At 70.5% G+C, this 15,453-nt stretch carries 12 protein-coding genes; 1 reads left to right on the top strand and 11 read right to left on the bottom strand.

Going from position 1 to position 15,453, the window contains the following annotated elements; genetic code table 11:
- Nucleotides 1-25 precede the first annotated feature (25 nt).
- From CJ197_RS12830 to CJ197_RS12785, 10 genes are all read right to left on the bottom strand, one after another.
- Nucleotides 26-1,342 carry a CehA/McbA family metallohydrolase gene (locus tag CJ197_RS12830; RefSeq protein WP_146007780.1) on the bottom strand — a complete coding sequence of 439 codons (1,317 nt, stop codon included), beginning with the start codon at nucleotides 1,340-1,342 and terminating at the stop codon, nucleotides 26-28.
- On the bottom strand, nucleotides 1,339-2,460 hold the full coding sequence (locus tag CJ197_RS12825; RefSeq protein WP_102237138.1) for an ABC transporter ATP-binding protein: 1,122 nt from the start codon (nucleotides 2,458-2,460) through the stop codon (nucleotides 1,339-1,341). Before CJ197_RS12825 ends, CJ197_RS12830 begins: the two co-directional genes overlap by 4 nt.
- The gene (locus tag CJ197_RS12820) at nucleotides 2,457-3,287 is read right to left on the bottom strand and encodes a carbohydrate ABC transporter permease (protein WP_102237137.1); all 831 of its coding nucleotides are present in this window, start codon (nucleotides 3,285-3,287) and stop codon (nucleotides 2,457-2,459) included. The genes CJ197_RS12825 and CJ197_RS12820 overlap by 4 nt, the downstream gene beginning before the upstream one ends.
- Nucleotides 3,284-4,216, bottom strand: a complete 933-nt coding sequence (locus CJ197_RS12815; protein ID WP_102237136.1) for a carbohydrate ABC transporter permease — start codon at nucleotides 4,214-4,216, stop codon at nucleotides 3,284-3,286. The genes CJ197_RS12820 and CJ197_RS12815 overlap by 4 nt, the downstream gene beginning before the upstream one ends.
- A 1-nt stretch (nucleotide 4,217) precedes the next feature.
- Nucleotides 4,218-5,633: an extracellular solute-binding protein gene (locus tag CJ197_RS12810; protein ID WP_102237135.1), complete on the bottom strand. Its 1,416-nt coding sequence runs from the start codon at nucleotides 5,631-5,633 to the stop codon at nucleotides 4,218-4,220.
- A 185-nt stretch (nucleotides 5,634-5,818) separates the two neighbouring features.
- Nucleotides 5,819-7,006, bottom strand: a complete 1,188-nt coding sequence (locus tag CJ197_RS12805; RefSeq protein ID WP_102237134.1) for an ROK family transcriptional regulator — start codon at nucleotides 7,004-7,006, stop codon at nucleotides 5,819-5,821.
- Nucleotides 7,007-7,182: 176 nt separating this feature from the next.
- Nucleotides 7,183-8,811 carry a xylulokinase gene (locus tag CJ197_RS12800; RefSeq protein ID WP_102237133.1) on the bottom strand — a complete coding sequence of 543 codons (1,629 nt, stop codon included), beginning with the start codon at nucleotides 8,809-8,811 and terminating at the stop codon, nucleotides 7,183-7,185.
- Nucleotides 8,812-8,867: 56 nt separating this feature from the next.
- Nucleotides 8,868-9,557, bottom strand: coding sequence for a dihydrofolate reductase (locus tag CJ197_RS12795; RefSeq protein WP_102237132.1), 690 nt, complete (start codon nucleotides 9,555-9,557; stop codon nucleotides 8,868-8,870).
- Nucleotides 9,558-9,613: 56 nt separating this feature from the next.
- Nucleotides 9,614-10,417: a thymidylate synthase gene (locus tag CJ197_RS12790; RefSeq protein WP_102237131.1), complete on the bottom strand. Its 804-nt coding sequence runs from the start codon at nucleotides 10,415-10,417 to the stop codon at nucleotides 9,614-9,616.
- Between the two features lie 314 nt (nucleotides 10,418-10,731).
- Nucleotides 10,732-12,276, bottom strand: a complete 1,545-nt coding sequence (locus CJ197_RS12785; RefSeq protein ID WP_233190936.1) for a hypothetical protein — start codon at nucleotides 12,274-12,276, stop codon at nucleotides 10,732-10,734.
- Between the two features lie 274 nt (nucleotides 12,277-12,550).
- On the opposite strand from CJ197_RS12785, the gene CJ197_RS12780 reads away from it, so the two are divergent.
- A complete protein-coding gene (locus CJ197_RS12780) occupies nucleotides 12,551-13,066 on the top strand; it encodes a hypothetical protein (RefSeq protein ID WP_102237130.1) in 516 nt (171 codons plus the stop codon).
- Here the strand turns inward: CJ197_RS12780 and CJ197_RS15640 are convergent.
- A complete protein-coding gene (locus CJ197_RS15640; RefSeq protein WP_102237129.1) occupies nucleotides 13,053-15,434 on the bottom strand; it encodes a glycoside hydrolase N-terminal domain-containing protein in 2,382 nt (793 codons plus the stop codon). The genes CJ197_RS12780 and CJ197_RS15640 overlap by 14 nt on opposite strands.
- Between the last annotated feature and the right edge of the window lie 19 nt (nucleotides 15,435-15,453).

Genomic DNA, 15,453 nt, shown 5'->3' with positions numbered 1-15,453 from the left:
CGGGGCCGGATGCCCCTCGGCGTGCTCAACGGCAGATCGCGATGGTGCAGCGCTGCGCGGTCTCCAGCCGGTAGGGCCCGAGCTCCCGCGGCGCCTCCATGACGCAGCGGTCCTCCGTGATCGTCCTGCGCCCACCTTCGCGGTCCACAAGCACATGGCCCGCGCCTGCGAGGACGTGCAGGGCCTTCCCGTCGTCCACCCGCAGCAGGATCGGACAGGTACGCAGGTCGGGCCGCAACATGCCATCCACCAGCATGGCGCTGCCGGTCACGGTGGTGCGGCCGGCCCGCAGCGCCTCGAGGATGCTCGGCCAGGAGGTGTCGGCGGCGCAGATCCACGTGGTCGGGGTGCCGGGACGGATGGGATCCTCGGGCGAGTGGAAGTCACCGCCGCCCAGCAGGGTCAGCGGCGCCAGGCCCCGGTGCCTGCGCGAGGCGTCCACCTGGGCGAGCCAGGCGAACGCAGCGGTGGAGGACGGCTGCGCATAGGAGTCCGCATGGAGGATCTCCACGCCGCCCACCTCGTCGGGCACCGTCTCCAGCCAGGAGCAGTCCCCGGAGACCGGATGGTTTACGGACAGCAGGCCGCCCGCGGCACGCACCTGACGGGCCCAGTCCTCGACGCTGTGACGGAAATCTACCGCGGGCATCGGCCCCAGGGCGTTGGCGTGCCCACGATGCGAGGTCACCTCCTGCCCGGGGAGCAGGCCGATCCCGTGACGCTCCGCAACGGCACCGAGGTGGGCGTGGTGGCTGACGGTGTTGTGGTCGGTGACGAACAGCAGGTCAAGACCGGAGCGGACGCCTTCGCGTGCCAGTTCGTGCAGACCGCAGCGGCCATCGGAATGGAGGCTGTGGCTGTGCATGTCCGCGGCGTACCACCGCAGACCAGCGGGAGCCGGCAGCTGCCGAGCGCTCCCGCGGCCCGTGCGCGGCGCCGCATCGACATCTGCCCCGTGATCCGGGTGCTGCACGGCCGGTGAAAGCACCCGGACCCTCGCACGCGCGGGCCCGCCGGGCAGGGCGTGGATGCCCAGGATGACGCTCCACGGGCCGCTCTCCAGAGGACCGGGCACATACCCCGGCGTGGCGGTGTCCTCGCCGATCATGAACCCGGTCCGGGCCCCACCGGACCAGCCCCGCCATCCCGCCGGGCCCTCACATCCGAGGTCCACCACGGCGCGGTCCTCACCGGCACTGCCCTTGATGCTCACCCGGACCTCGAACGACCTCGTCCCGGGAGCCACCGTGAACGGGACGGACACGTATCGATCACGGGACTGCCGTTCGAGGGTGAGGTTGACGTCGTGCACCGCTTCCCCGGAGGGCGAGGGCGCGCTCATGCCGCGGCCTCCCACGCCCGCTCACCCGACTCCCGATCGAAGAACAGCGTGCGCGGCAGAGGGAGCGTGAACCGCCCCAGCTGCCCGAGCTGCGGCATCCGGTCATCGGGGATCACTGCCTGCACCCGCTCCTGACCGCGGCGCGTAGAAACCAGCACGCTCGCCCCAAGGTTCTCGACGCTCACCACCTCGGATTCGATGGAGACCGTCCCCTCGGGCGGCGCCAGGGCGGCCTCCCCGACCGGGGTGAAGCCGACGTACTCCGGGCGGATCCCCACGGTCAGCGGATGCCCGGGGGCAAGCGCCGTCCCGTCCGGCAGCAGCAGCTGCGAGGTGGGGATCGTCATGCCGAGCATGTCGACGCCCTGCTCGCCGACTGTCCCCTCCAGCAGGGTCATCGGCTGGGATCCGATGAACCCCGCGACGAAGCTGGTGCGCGGATCGTGGAACACCTCGCGCGGGGTGCCGACCTGCTGGATCCTGCCGTCCTGCATGATCGCCATGCGGTCAGCGAGAGCAAGGGCCTCAGCTTGGTCGTGGGTGACGAAGACGGTGGTGACCCCCAGTTCGCTCTGCAGCTCCTTGAGGAAGGTGCGCGCTTCCAGGCGGAGCCGCGCATCGAGGTTGGACAGCGGCTCATCCAGGAGCAGCACCTGCGGACGGGCGGCCATCGCACGCGCCAGGGCGACGCGCTGCTGCTGCCCACCGGAGAGCTGGCCGGGCCGCCGATCGAGCAGATGCGCGAGCGAGAGCCGCTCCGCCCGCTGCTCAGCTACCCGGTGCCGTTCCCCGCGGGCCACCTTCTTGATCCGCAGGGGGTAGGCGATGTTGTCGGCGACATCCATGTGCGGGAACAGGGCGTAGTCCTGGAACACCATCGCTACGTCCCGGGCGCCGGGCTCCAAGGAGGTGACGTCGCGCTCGCCGATGTGCAGTGTGCCCTCGGTGATGGTCTCCAGGCCGGCGATGGAGCGCAGCAGGGTGGTCTTCCCGCAGCCGGATGGGCCCAGCAGCGCGAAGAACTCCCCGGCCTCGATCTGCAGGTCAATGCCGTCCACGGCCCGCACCCCGCCCGGGTACTCCTTGACGACCCCGTCCAGGGCGATCGGTGATGTCATGCCTTGATCCCTCCGAAGAAGCGGAAGCCGAACTTACGGTTCACCACCAGGTAGATCACCAGCACGGGTGCCACGAAGATCAGCGAGAAAACCGAGATGAGGCGGAGATCGGCCTGGCCCGCCTCCGTGTAGAACGTGTACATCAGCACCGCCGCAGGCTGCGTGTTCGGGTCCCTGAGCAGGAGGAAGGGCACCAGGAAGTTCCCCCAGACCTGGACCATCCCCCAGATCGCCACGAACGCGATGCCGGGGCGGGCCACCGGGACCACCACATGGGTCAGCACCTGCAGCCGACTGGCACCGTACAGCCGCGCCGACTCCTCGTAGGAGCGCGGGACAGAGTCCATGAAGTCCTTGAGGATGAAGATCACCGTCGGCAGCAGCCCACCGGTGAGCACAAGCGCCACCCCGGTGCGGGTATCGATCAGGTTCACCGCGGTCATCAACTGGAAGGTGGGCACCATCGCGGCAGTGCCGGTCACGATGGAGCTCAGCAGCAGCATCCCGTAGAGCAGCGCATCACGCCCCGGGATCCGCACGCGGGACAGCGCATAGCTCGCCAGGGTGGCCGTTACGACGGTGACCGCCATCGTGCCGACGGCCAGAAGCAGCGAGTTGCCGATGGACCGCAGTGTGTACGGATTCTCCGCCAGCGTGCGGAAGTTCGCGAGCGTCCAGTCGGGCCACTGCACGGACATGCTGGGGGAGGCGTCGAACGGGGCGACCATCAGCCACGCCAAGGGGATCGCGAAGAACGCCCCCACAGCGACCAGGAACACCACGAACAGCACACGGGAGATGACCGAGCGGCCAGTACGAAGAATCATCGTCGCGCCCTCCCTGCCGAGATGGACACTACGGCGATCACCAGGTTGATCACGAGCATGATCACCGACAACGCTGCGCCCATGCCCAGCTGACCGCCGGGGATCGCGGTCTGGTAGATGTACACGGACAGCACGCTGGTGCGTCCGTTCGGTCCTCCGGCCGTGAGCAGGTAGGGACCGAAGGAATTGAAGGTCCACAGCGTGATCAGCAGGACGTTGGTCAGAATGTGCCCGCGCAGAGAGGGCAGGACCACGTCCCGCAGCTGCGCGAAGGTCCCGGCACCCGCTAGGCGGGCACCCTCCAGCTGGCTCGGCGGGATCGTTGTCAAAGCGGAGGAAAACAGCTGCATCGAGAATGCGGCGCCCGCCCAGATGTTGAACAGGATGATCATGGACAGCGGGTTCTCGATCAGCCAGGCGTGCCCCGAGGTTCCCAACAGCTCATTGAGGGTCCCGCTGCGCCGGTCGAGCAGGGCAAGCCAGAGGAAGGCCTGGACCGACCCGGGGATCACCCAGGCGGTAAGCACGAGTGTCTCGAGGATCCCGCGGGCGGTGCCCCGCAGACCCCGCAGCGCCCAGGCGAGGGCGAAGCCGAGCATGGTCTGCCCGAGAATCCCGGAGACGACCACAAAGATCAGCGTGATCCGCAGGGAATCCCAGAAACTCGGATCCGCGAGCGCCCGACGGTAGTTGTCCAGCCCCACGAACTCGGTGGCGATCGCCGCGAGCCCCGTGAGCCGGTAATCGGTCAGCCCGAGATAGATCGTCCACAGGGCAGGGAACAGCAGAAACACCGCGATGAGCACGAGCGCCGGCATGACGAAGCCGATCGCGCGCGCTATCCCGAGCCCGGCGGCATCCGTGGCGCGGACACGCCCGGGCGAGGAGCTGCGCCCCTGCACCCGGGCGGGGACCAGGCGAGATGTCATATCAGCTGCTGCTCACGTTCTCGTCACCGACGATCCCCCCGACCGTGTCGGCATAGGTCTGGGCGGCCTCCTCCACCGAGACGCCGGAGACCACGTCGAGCGTGGCCTGCTGAAGCGCGACAGAGACCTCCGGGTATTCGGGGAGGCTGGGGCGGTACAGCGACGTCGGCAGCACCTCGTCGGCAATCATCGACAGCAGCGGATCATCGCCGAGCCGCTCGGCGTTCACGTCATCACGCTGGGTGATCGAGACAGTGTTCTTGGTGCGCTCCTTGATGGCATCCGCCGACGTCATGAACTCGATGAGCTGCCAGGCGAGGTCAGGATCGGCGGCATTGGGGTTGAGCACCTGGCAGCCGGCGCCGGAGAAGGAGACGAAGTCCTGGCCATTGACCCCCGCCCCCGGCTCGCGAGCCGAGATCTTCGCGAATCCCACCACCTCGTCACGGTTCTCCATCGGGGCGGTGCCGACTCCCTCCTCCGGGTTCACGACGGCCCGCCAGAAGTAATCACCCTCCAGCAGGATGCCGATCCGGCCCTGGGAGAACTCCTCGAAGGAGGCGTCGCGGCCGTTTGCCTCCTGCTGGAGGATCGGGTCACCGAGCTCTTCGTCGATGTAGATGGTGCGGTAGAGCGTGAGGGCCTCACGCAGGCCCTCGGTGTTGCCGAGCCAGGTGCCGTCCACCCAGACCTCCTCGCCGACCCCGGCCAGGATGGGCAGCAGTCCCTGCATGGTGGTGGCCTCACCCATGGCGGTGCCCGCATTGAGCTGGATCGGCACCACTCCGTCAAGCTCCTTCAGGGCGCGCCCGGCCTCCAACAGGTCTTCCCAGCTGGTGGGCTGCCAGTCCTCGGGCAAGCCGGCCTGCTGGAAGAGATCGCGATTGAAGTACCACACGCGGCCGTTCGTGCCGTCGGGGACCCCGTAGAGGTCGCCGTCAAAAGCCGCGGAGTCCCGAACGGCCTCGTTGATCTGGTCCCAGCCGTCCCAGTCCTCCACCCCGTCGGCAACCTCGGTGAGGGGCTTGATGTATCCGGCCTGCGCGAACTCACCCACCCAGGTGCCGTCGATGCCGATCACGTCGGCTCCGCGGCCGGAGTTCAGATCTAGGGCGACCTTGGTCTTGTAGTCCTCGTCGTCCACGCCCTGCGGCTCGAAGGCGACCGTCACCTCCCGGCCGTTCTCCTTCTGCAGGGCGACGAACCCGGGGATCACATAGTTCTCGATCCACTCGGCGCTCTCGGTGTTCTTGCCCCCGACGATGGAGTTGCCGGTGATGGTCACGGTGTCGGGATCGGATGCGCCGCCATTCTCCGAGGAGCAGGCGGTGGACAGGAGGGTGAGGCCGCCGCCGGCGACGGCGGCAGCGGACAGGGCGGTGCGGCGGGAGATGGAGGTGGAGTGCTGACGGGCCATGATCAACCTCTCGGGTCGGAGCTGCGGGAGCCGATGGGCGCGACAGATCTGCGCTTTTTCTTGCTCGTAGAATAAGCAGGCTTCCGGGTGGATAGGAGGCTGTCGCGCAGAATTCACCGAGCGTGTCGGCACTGTTCAGCGGCCCCTCGCCGCCGGTTCGTCACGCCCTCAGGCAGGGTCGGCTGTCACCGGAATCGGCGGTCCAGCACCACGCTGGCCGCACCGACAGCCCCGGCATCCTGGCCGAGCGCGGAGGCCAGGACCCTCACGGGTGCGCGCCCGTGCTGGGCGGGGCGTCCGATCGTTTCCTCGGCGTGGGGGAGCCGGAGATCCCGCACCAGCTCCCAGTACGGGCCGCCGAGGATCACGAAGCCGGCATCCAGGACGTCCGCCGCCACCGCGGCGACACGGTGGATGCGGTCCCCCGCGGATTGCAGGAGGGACAGGGCGCGCTCGTCCCGGGTCTCCGCGAGCGCGCAGAGCTGGCGGAACGCGTGCCCGATGTGGCGGGGATCCGGGGAGCGTGACCCCGCAGCGTTCTCGAGGAGCCCTTCGGCGAGGGCGGTGGTGACCACATCCGCGGGGTCATGGGCCGTGGCGGCTTCCGTAAGACCAGGGGACGAGAGCAGCTCGAAGAGGCGTCCGGCCTGGCCGGCGTTGCCGGATTGGCCCGGCACGGCACGGCCGTCCACGGCGATCCCGAGTCCAGTGCCGGTCCCGTGGTACACGAAGATGCTGGTCGCATCGAGGAGTTCGCCCCCGCGCACCCAGATCTCGCCGGACATCGCCGCGAAGGTGTCCTTCAGCAGCGGCACGTCGCGATGCAGGCGCTCCCCCAAGATCCCGGCGACGGGCACCCCGTTCCAGTGAGGGAGCCATACGGAGTCGGCGATCGCGCCGTGCGTCGGGTCGATACGACCGGGAACCGCGAGTGCGCACTGGACCGCATCGGCGTCGGGAAGCTGTGCATCCTCTAGAACCTGCTCCACCATGCCTGCTGCCGTGGCGAGAGTGGAGTGAGGATCGTCCGGGTCCACGGAGTTGTCGTGTGCGATCTTTACGGGCTGGCCGGTCATATCCAGCGCGACCACGGTGATCAGCGCTGGGTCGAGGTGGATCCCGATCGCGTGGGCAGCGTCGGGCACGAGATCGAACACCGCGCGGGGGCGGCCCCGGCCATTGCTCTCCGTGCGTACGACGCGCAGGGTCCCGCGCTGCTCGAGCCCTCGCACGATCACGGAGACCGTGGGGATGGAGAGGGCGGCGTGCTCGGCGATCTCGCGCTGGCTCGACGGGCCCAGGCGGCGCAGGGCATGGATCACTGCCCGGATGTTCAGCTCCCCGAGCTGCGTGCGGCTGGTCCCCGTCGACATGTCGATCCCTCCTGCGGGGAACAGTCAACCATCTCGCAGCAGGCTCCTACCGGTACCTGGTTCGCGCGGGCCTGTGTCATACCGAGCCGGAGCGGGACATGGTCCCGCGCACAGCGCCCGGGCGGGGTGAGCGATGCGGCGGGCCGACGGGGGAGTGCGCCCATCGGCCCCTGCCCTCAGTCCAGCACCTCGCCAGCCAGACGCTCGACCGGCAGACCCGCCCGGTAGGCCTCCAGCCAGCGGCGATAGCCGGTCGCGCCCTCCGCGGTGGGCTTCAGCTGCGAGAGCTCCTGGGTCGCGAACACGTCGGCATCCAGGTACTGGGCAAGGGACTGCTCGGACCCGCCCGCGCGGTGCGCGGTGTGGGCGGCGAGCAGCGCCATGCCCCAGGCGCCGCCCTCCCCAGCGGATTCACCCACCGCCACGGGGGTGTCGAGCGCATCGGCCAGCACCTGCTGGGCCACACCCTCGGTGCGGAAGATCCCGCCGTGGGCGTACATGACGTCGATCCGCACGCCCTCATCCACGAGCAGCGCATCCATGCCCACCGCGAGCGCGCCGAAGGCGCCGTACAGCTGGGCGCGCATGAAGTTCTCGAGCGTCAGCTCCGCGCTCTGCTCGCGCACCAGCAGCGGCCGGCCCGAGGGGACATGGGTCTGATGCTCGCCCGAGACGTAGTTGTATGACAGGACCCCGCCGGCATCGGCCGCGCCCTGAGCGCCCGCGCCGAACAGCGTCCCGAACAGCTCCTCGGCCTCCAGCGGGCGTCCGATCAGCTCAGCGAAACGCGCGAACACCCCCATCCAGGCGTCGAGGTCGCTCGTGCAGTTGTTGGTGTGGATCATCGCCACCGGGTCCCCGGCCGGGGTGGTGACCATGTCGATCTCCTCGCGCGGCCCCGACAGCGGCCCCTCCAGCACCACCATCGCGAACGCACTCGTGCCCGCGGAGACGTTGCCGGTGCGCGGGGCGATCGCGTGGGTGGCGACCATGCCGGTGCCCGCATCCCCCTCCGGCGGGGCGGTCAGCGCCCCCGGCTGCAGGGTCCCCGTCGGATCCAGGCGCCTGGTCCCCTCCGCGGTGAGACGACCGGCCTCCTGCCCAGCCACGAGCACCCGCGGCAGCACCTCCCGCAGCTGCCACGGCAAGGGCCGGACCTGCTCGAGGGCATCGAAGCGCTCCAGCTGCGCGGCGTCCCAGTCCCGTCCCGCCTCGCCGATGGGGAACATGCCGCTGGCCTCACCGACGCCGAGCACGCGCTCGCCGGTGAGCCCGAGGTGGATATACCCGGCCAGGGTGGTCAGGAAGTCCAGGCGTTGCACGTGCTCGGAGCCCAGCTGGATCTGGTGCAGCAGATGCGCGACGCTCCAGCGCAGCGGCATGTTCACCCCGAGGGTGCGGGAGAGCAGCTGCGCAGCCTCGGTGGTGTCCGTGTTGCGCCAGGTGCGGAACGGGGCAAGCTGCTTCCCCTCGGCGTCCAGGGCCAGGTAGCCGTGCATCATGCCGGAGATTCCGAGGCTCGCCAGCTGCGTCAGCGGCGCCCCGTGGCGCTGCTGCACGTCGCGGGCGAGGTCCGCGTAGCAGGCGCGCACGCCATCCCAGGCGTCCTCCAGGGAATAGGTCCAGGTGCCGTCCACGAGCTCGTTCTCCCAGGCGTGGGAGCCGGTGGCGAGCACGGCGCCGGCGTCATCCACCAGGGCGGCCTTGATGCGGGTGGAGCCGAGCTCGATGCCGAGGTGCGCGCGGCCCTCCGCGATTACGGAGGCGGCGTCAGCGGGATGGGGGGTCACATCGTCGTGGGGCATGACCCCATCTCACCAGGGTGAGTAATCGATTTCAAGAGTGGGTGGGGCGTGGCGGCTCAGCGTCGGTACGTGAGGATCCGGTACCGCAGGCCACCGGCCCCGGTGTGCCAGCCCTCGGCGGGATCCGTGCGCTGAAGCGTGAAGTCCGCGGGGATCTCGGGTGCCGTCGTGTCGCCATCGACCGCGAGGTCGATCTCGGTGACGACCAGCAGATCCGCATGCACCATCGCTGCGCGGTACACGGCGCCGCCGCCGATCACCCAGATCGTGCCGGGGTCGCTGGTGGAGGTAGGGCCGACGGTGCCGGGCTGGCTGGCGGGGGCTGTTTCGGCAGGCCCGTCCGCGTTGGGCGCCTCGCGCGCGGTCCCGTCAACGTCCCCGGCGAGCACCCCCCGCGCGAGCTCCAGCGCCTCCTCGAGGCTCCCGGCCCGCACCGCCCCGTCGGCCGCGAAGTCCTCCCGGGAGGTGATGACGATGTTCGTGCGCCCCGGCAGAGGGCGGAACCGCGGCGGGAAGGACTCCCAGGTGCGTCGGCCCATCACGACGGGGCTGCCCAGGGTGGTGCGCTGGAAATGCTTGAGGTCCTCCGGCAGATGCCAGGGCATCGTCCCGCCCGCGCCGATCACGCGATCCCGCGCCTGCGCCCAGATCAGCCCGACCTGGGGGCGGCCACGCTGGCCGTCTGCGTCCGCCGAACCGCCGCCGGCTGCGCCCCCGTCGACCCTGAGCGCGGGGGAGCGGCGCATCGGGTCCGTACTCCCGGCCGCCGCAGCCCCGTCGGCCCTCTTCTCGCTGTCCGCGCTCACACCGCCACCGGCGCCTTGATGCCCGGGTGGTGCTGGTAGCCCTCGATCTCGAAATCCTCGAGTTCGTAGTCGAAGATCGTCTCCGGGCGGCGGAGGATGCGCAGTGTCGGGTACGGGTAGGGGTCCCGTCCGAGCTGCCGGGTCACCTGTTCCACGTGGTTGTCGTAGATGTGGCAGTCCCCGCCGGTCCACACGAAATCACCCACCTGCAGATCCGTCTGCTGGGCGATCATGTGCGTCAGCAGCGCGTAGCTGGCGATGTTGAACGGCACCCCCAAGAACAGGTCGGCGCTGCGCTGATACAGCTGGCAGGACAGCTTCCCGCCATGCACCTCGAACTGGAACAGTGCATGGCAGGGGGCGAGCGCCATCTGCGGGATGTCCGCCGGGTTCCACGCCGAGACGATGAGCCGACGCGAATCCGGGTTCGTGCGGATCTCCTCGACCACCTGGCTGATCTGGTCGATCACTCCGCCGCCACGGGCCGGCCAGGAGCGCCACTGCGCCCCGTACACCGGGCCCAGATCCCCGTTCTCATCAGCCCATTCATCCCAGATCGTGACGTCATGCTCGTGCAGGTAGCCGATATTCGTATCCCCACGCAGGAACCACAGCAGCTCCACCACGAGCGAACGGATGTGCACCCGCTTAGTGGTGATCAGCGGGAAGCCCTGGGAGAGGTCGTAGCGGATCTGGCGGCCGAACAGGCTGCGGGTGCCGGTGCCGGTGCGGTCGCCCTTGGGGTGGCCGGTCTCCATGACCTCGCGCAGCAGGTCCTCGTAGGGGGTGGGGATGCTCATGGCGTGACCTCCAGGGTGCGGCAGTGCAGGGCGGGGTGGGCAGGGCCGACGGGTCGGGCGGGGTGGGCAGGGCCGACGGGTCGGGCGGGGTGGACAGGGCCGACGGGTCGGGCGGGGCAGCGGGGCCGACGGGTCGGGCGGGGCGGTGCCCCCATCCTGCCCTGTCGACGGCGCGGCGCGGCGCAGGCTCGGCGGAGACCCCAGCGCAGACGGCTACGTTTTCGTGCTTATTGAGCCCCGATAACCACGAAAACGTAGCCGGATTGGCTGGGGGAGGGCCTCACGGATTGGCTGGGGGAGGGAAGCCTCGCGCGTCACTGATACGAGACGAACCAGGGGCGGGGCTCGACGTCGTAGGTCTCTTCGGGCGTGAACATCGGGGAGTCCTCGTCGTAGAAGTTCTTCCACGCCATGAAGATCCCCTCGGGCAGGTCCTGCTGCAGCGCGTTCCAGGTGCCCATCTTGTCCGCGCGCCCGCCGTGGCCGTCGGCGTGCAGGGTGATCGCGAGCTCGGGCCGGGAGGTGTCCACGTCCTGCCGATCGCGGATCATCGAGAGGTTGAACTGGTGGAGGATCAGCAGCTTCTGCGGCAGGGAGTTGTCGCGCGTGAGGTCCGCCAGCCACGTGACCACCTCGTTGACTTCGGCAGCGTCCACCGAGCCGATCTGCACCATGTGCTTCTGCCCGGGCTTGAGCCGCCACTCCGGATCCAGGGCGAGCCCCACATGCGGGGAAAGCAGTAGGTCCTCGTAGAGCTTCGCCTGGGTGAGGAAGTCGGTGTGGCCGGGCTGCAGATCCAGCACCACGTACACCCCGGCCTCTCCGGCGGCATCTACCCAGGGCCGCAGGGTCTCGATGTCCAACTCGGTGGAGTAGTTGCCGTCCCCGCCGGCTGCGGCGGAGGCGACGGTGGTGATGATCTCGAAGGCCGGGATCAGCGGTTCGTCGGCGAGCCCCTCGTATTCGCCGACGAGGTCCTTGACGCGCTGGATCGACTCGTCGAGCCCCTGCTCGCCGAGGATCCCCAGGCTCGGGGTGCCCGGGGAGCCGTAGGCGGCGATCATGCGTCGGCCGGGGAAGGCGATCTGGCCGCCGCCGGGCAGCTCCGCGGTCTCCACCACCGACTGCACGGTCTGGGGCCACTCCTCCGCGGGTCCGAAGCTCTCACCGAGGGCGAGAACACCGGTGGACGGGTCATCCCCGGCCGCGTCCTTCACCGCGCCGACGCTCTCGCCGGTGGCGCGCACCTGCCCGCCTGGCACCTCCGTGACGGTGCCGCCGACGGATTCGATCACAGCGGTGGCGAGCTCCGTGGCGGAATCCTCGGCGTCGGGATCGGTGAGCAGGGTGACCGCGAGGGCCGGGGCATCCACCGCCACATCCTCCAGATCGGCCGCCGGGTCCTCCGCGGTCAGATCCAGCTCGGTGGTCTCCCGGTCGCCCGCGAGCTCGCCCAGCTCGGTGCCGGCGCCGATGACGAGGGTCTCCGCTCCCAGGCGTTCGATCTCCTCGCGGACCTTCTGGTCGGTCCCCACCAGGAGCGGGAGCCGATGGGAGGTCGCGACCGGCAGCAGCGCCTCCAGGGTGTCGGGGGTGGCGATGACGACCTGGCGGGCGGAGGCCACGAGCGCTCCGCTGAGCGCGACCGCGGCGGCGGCCGGGTCATCACCCGGCACCAGGGCCGAGGCCGGCGGCTCCGCGACGTACTCCACGGTGGCCTGCGACGATCCGCCCTTGCCGCCCTTCCCATCCGCACCGTTGTCGGTGCAGGCGGCCAGGGCTCCGGCGAGGCCGAGCGCTGCGGCGCCGCCGAAGGTGCGTCGCGTGATGGTTCCCCTGTGTGCCGAGCGTGCTGCCACGAGTCCTCCTGGATGGGATCAGCCTCCTGCCCACCGCGCGAGGTGCCGGGGCGGGACCGGACATATCGTGTCAGACCCTGCGGGTCGTGCCGGGCAGGCGCCGCCGTGCCGCAGCCACGATGCGATGGGAGTCATCGTCTGCGGCACTTCGACGGTAGCGTTGGGCCATGGTCTCCACGCTCCCGCCCAGGTCTCTCGGCGTCCGGTTCGAACCCTCCACCGCGATCGACTCTGCCGTGGCCGGCAGGCGCGCGGATCGCGTCGTGAGCGCGGCGTGAGAGAGCTCGACCTGGTGGCAGGCGGCCTTCCTCGTCGCGAGCTGCTGGCCGCGCTCGATGCCGCCGGGGTGCGGCGCAACCCCTCGGCGGAGACCCTGCTCGAGCATCCGGTGTTCGAGCAGCCGTCGCCGCAGCGCCTCCATGTCCGGGTGGCCTCGCTGGCAGAGCTCGGGTTCGCAGAAGGCGCGACGTTCCCACAGGTCATGGAGGGTATCGAGGTGCGGGGTCTGGCACCGTGCCCGCCCGTAACCGGCCCGTACCTGCGTCTCGCGATGCCCGACCAGGAGCCGTCGGCCGATCCGCGGCTGTCGATCGGCCGTGCCCCGGATGCGGCGATCACCGTGCTCTCGCCGCGGCTGCGGCCGGAGGTCGAGTTCCCGCTCGGCTTCTATCTGCGGGTGGTCCAGGGCGTCACGTGGTTGCGCGGCTTCCGGGCCGACGATGAATGGGTGCTCTCCGACACCGATGTGCTGGCCGTGGCTGTCGAGGGTGGGAAGTTCAGCGACTCCTGAGCATCTCGACATCCACCGTGACCGGGTTGAGGTCCGTGAGCTTGACCTGCGTGATCTGGCGCCCGTGGCGCACCGTATGGGTGCCGATCGCGCCCGGGCCCACCGCCCGCAGCGCGAGCGCGGTGACCTCCCCGGCCTGCCAGGTCATCTCCACCTCGATGCCAGGGTGCGCTCGCAGTCCGCGCATGCTCCCGTGCGCGAGCATCGGGGCGAGCGCGGGCAGCAGCTCGATGTCGCCGCGATGCGACTGGACCAGGCATTCCGCGAGTGCGGCGATGATTCCGAGGTTTCCGTCGATCTGGAACGGCGGATGGGCGGAGAACAGGTTCGGGTACAGCCCGGCCCGGTCCCGCTCGCCCGCGCGCTCCGCGGGCCTGAGGTACATCTCCAGCAGGCGCTGCACCCGGTCCGCCCGGCCCAGCCGCGCCCAGATCCCCGTCTTCCAGACGAGCGACCAGCCGGTGGCCTCATCCCCGCGCGCGAGCATGGTCGCCGTCGCCGCGGCCTCCTGCTCCGGGGTTGCGGGCACATCCCCGGGGTAGAGGAACCCCAGGTGGGAGAGGTGGCGGTGCGTCGGCTCCACCTCCGGAAGGTCGTCTGCGTGCCATTCGATCACCCGCCCATCGGCCCCGATCCGCACCTCGGCTACGCGACCCAGCGCCTCCCGGGCCGCGGTGACGACGGCGTCCTCCCCGTGGCCGGTGAGCTCCGCGGCCTCCAGCAGATGCGTGAAGGTCTCCCGCACCAGCCAGCGATCCATCCCGGAGCCCGCGGTCAGCGCCACCACATCACCCTGGGCGTCGCGGTACAGGTTCTCCGGGGAGATCGACGGGAAAGTGACCAGGTGCCCGTCGTCCCCCTCACGCAGCAGCGCGAGGGCGAAGCGGGCGGCCTCCCGCAGCGCCGGGAAGCGTTCGGCCGCGAGATCCTCCCGGGTGCGGCCGGAAAAGCGCAGGTGAGCGTCGATCTCCCGTTCCATCCACAGGCCGCCGACGGGCCACGTCGCCCACGACGCATCGCCCCGCACCGGGTCGGTGTACCCCCACGGGTCGGCGTTGTGATGCAGGGCCCACCCGTCGGCCCCGTAGAGCCGTTGCGCGGTCTCTTGCCCCTGCTCGCGCAGCATCGCCACCCACGCGGCGAAGGTCCGCGCCGCCGTGGGGAGGTGCGCGACGCCCGCGCCCCAGTGGTTCATCTCCAGGTTGATGTTCGTGGTGTAGTTCGAGGACCACGGCGCCTCGAGCTGCGCGTTCCAGATCCCCTGGAGCGTCGCGGGCGGCAGGCCCTCCCGGGAGGACGCGGCGAGCAGATACCGGCCGTACGCCCACATGGTGCTCAGCAGCTCCGCCTCAGGCGAGCCTGTGAACTGCAGCGATACGGCATCCAGGTCCGGCAGCGGGGTGGCGTGGTGGCGTTCGCGCAGCTGCTGCTCCCCGCGGTCCAGGGCCGATGCGGCCTGCGCGCGAGTCTGCGCAAGGACGTCCTCGAGCGGCCGATCCGGCATGCGGCCGAGCCCCTGCCACGTGGTGCCGATCGCGCACACCACCAGCAGACGCTCCCCCTCGCGCCGCGCCCGCACCACGACGGCCGCGCGGCTCGCCCCCTCGGGGTCCCACACGATGGGCTCCTCGTCGCGAAAATCGACGGCGCGCTGATCCGAGGGGGCGCGTAGCACCATCTCGAGGGCGCCGGGGGAGTGGTCCTCCTGCTCGATGTGCAGCGGTGTGGCCAGGGTGAGACGCGGCAGCGGGGCATCGGCCGGCCAGGGCATGGCGTGGATCAGCACCTCGTCGGCGAGGCTCACCGCGGTCCACTGGGTGCCGGTCGCGGCGTGAATGGTGTGCTCGGCGCGGGCGAGGTCGAGGATTCGCTCCGCGGGGGAGGGGCCGACGGGGGTGGTGCTGGGCGTGGGGTCGACGGGCGCCGGCGCACCGTTCGCGGCCGACGGGGACTGCGCGTCCGCCGACGGTCCCGGTTCGATGAGCAGATCCCCGACCGGCAGATACGCCTGTGACCAGGAGCTGCCGAGCTCCTCGATCGCATCCTGCGCCGCCCGCACCTGCCCCGCACGGAACAGCTCCCAGGACCTGGCGATCGCATCGCGGGCCTGCTCCGCGGAGGTGTGGCGGTGCTGCGTCGAGGCCGGCGAGCCAGACCACAGCGTCGCCTCGTTCAGGGAGAAGCGCGGAGTGGCCGGATCGCCCCACACCATCGCGCCGATCCGCCCGTTCCCGAGCGGCAGCGCCTCCAGCCAGCGCTCGGCCGGGCCCGTGCGACGCAGCAGCAGGAACTCCGGCGTGCCGGGGGCGGGGGTGGTAGGGGCCGACGGGGCGGCGGCCGACGGGCTGGGGGCGGACGGGCTGGTCATCTCAGTCTCCGAGGGGGCG

It is taken from the genome of Brachybacterium sp. UMB0905 (genome assembly GCF_002871795.1).
Lineage (GTDB): Bacteria > Actinomycetota > Actinomycetes > Actinomycetales > Dermabacteraceae > Brachybacterium.
Note: the sequence above shows the minus strand (reverse complement) of the source record. Positions and strands in the feature narration are given on the sequence as shown.

Excerpts from the sequence above, each read along its gene's own strand:
- CJ197_RS12800 (WP_102237133.1), bottom strand. The coding sequence starts at position 8,811 with ATGCCCCACGACGATGTGACCCCCCATCCCGCTGACGCCGCCTCCGTA.
- CJ197_RS12815 (WP_102237136.1), bottom strand. The coding sequence starts at position 4,216 with ATGACATCTCGCCTGGTCCCCGCCCGGGTGCAGGGGCGCAGCTCCTCG.
- CJ197_RS12790 (WP_102237131.1), bottom strand. The coding sequence starts at position 10,417 with ATGAGCATCCCCACCCCCTACGAGGACCTGCTGCGCGAGGTCATGGAG.
- CJ197_RS15640 (WP_102237129.1), bottom strand. The coding sequence starts at position 15,434 with ATGACCAGCCCGTCCGCCCCCAGCCCGTCGGCCGCCGCCCCGTCGGCC.
- CJ197_RS12805 (WP_102237134.1), bottom strand. The coding sequence starts at position 7,006 with ATGTCGACGGGGACCAGCCGCACGCAGCTCGGGGAGCTGAACATCCGG.
- CJ197_RS12830 (WP_146007780.1), bottom strand. The coding sequence starts at position 1,342 with ATGAGCGCGCCCTCGCCCTCCGGGGAAGCGGTGCACGACGTCAACCTC.
- CJ197_RS12825 (WP_102237138.1), bottom strand. The coding sequence starts at position 2,460 with ATGACATCACCGATCGCCCTGGACGGGGTCGTCAAGGAGTACCCGGGC.
- CJ197_RS12820 (WP_102237137.1), bottom strand. The coding sequence starts at position 3,287 with ATGATTCTTCGTACTGGCCGCTCGGTCATCTCCCGTGTGCTGTTCGTG.
- CJ197_RS12795 (WP_102237132.1), bottom strand. The coding sequence starts at position 9,557 with ATGCGCCGCTCCCCCGCGCTCAGGGTCGACGGGGGCGCAGCCGGCGGC.
- CJ197_RS12810 (WP_102237135.1), bottom strand. The coding sequence starts at position 5,633 with ATGGCCCGTCAGCACTCCACCTCCATCTCCCGCCGCACCGCCCTGTCC.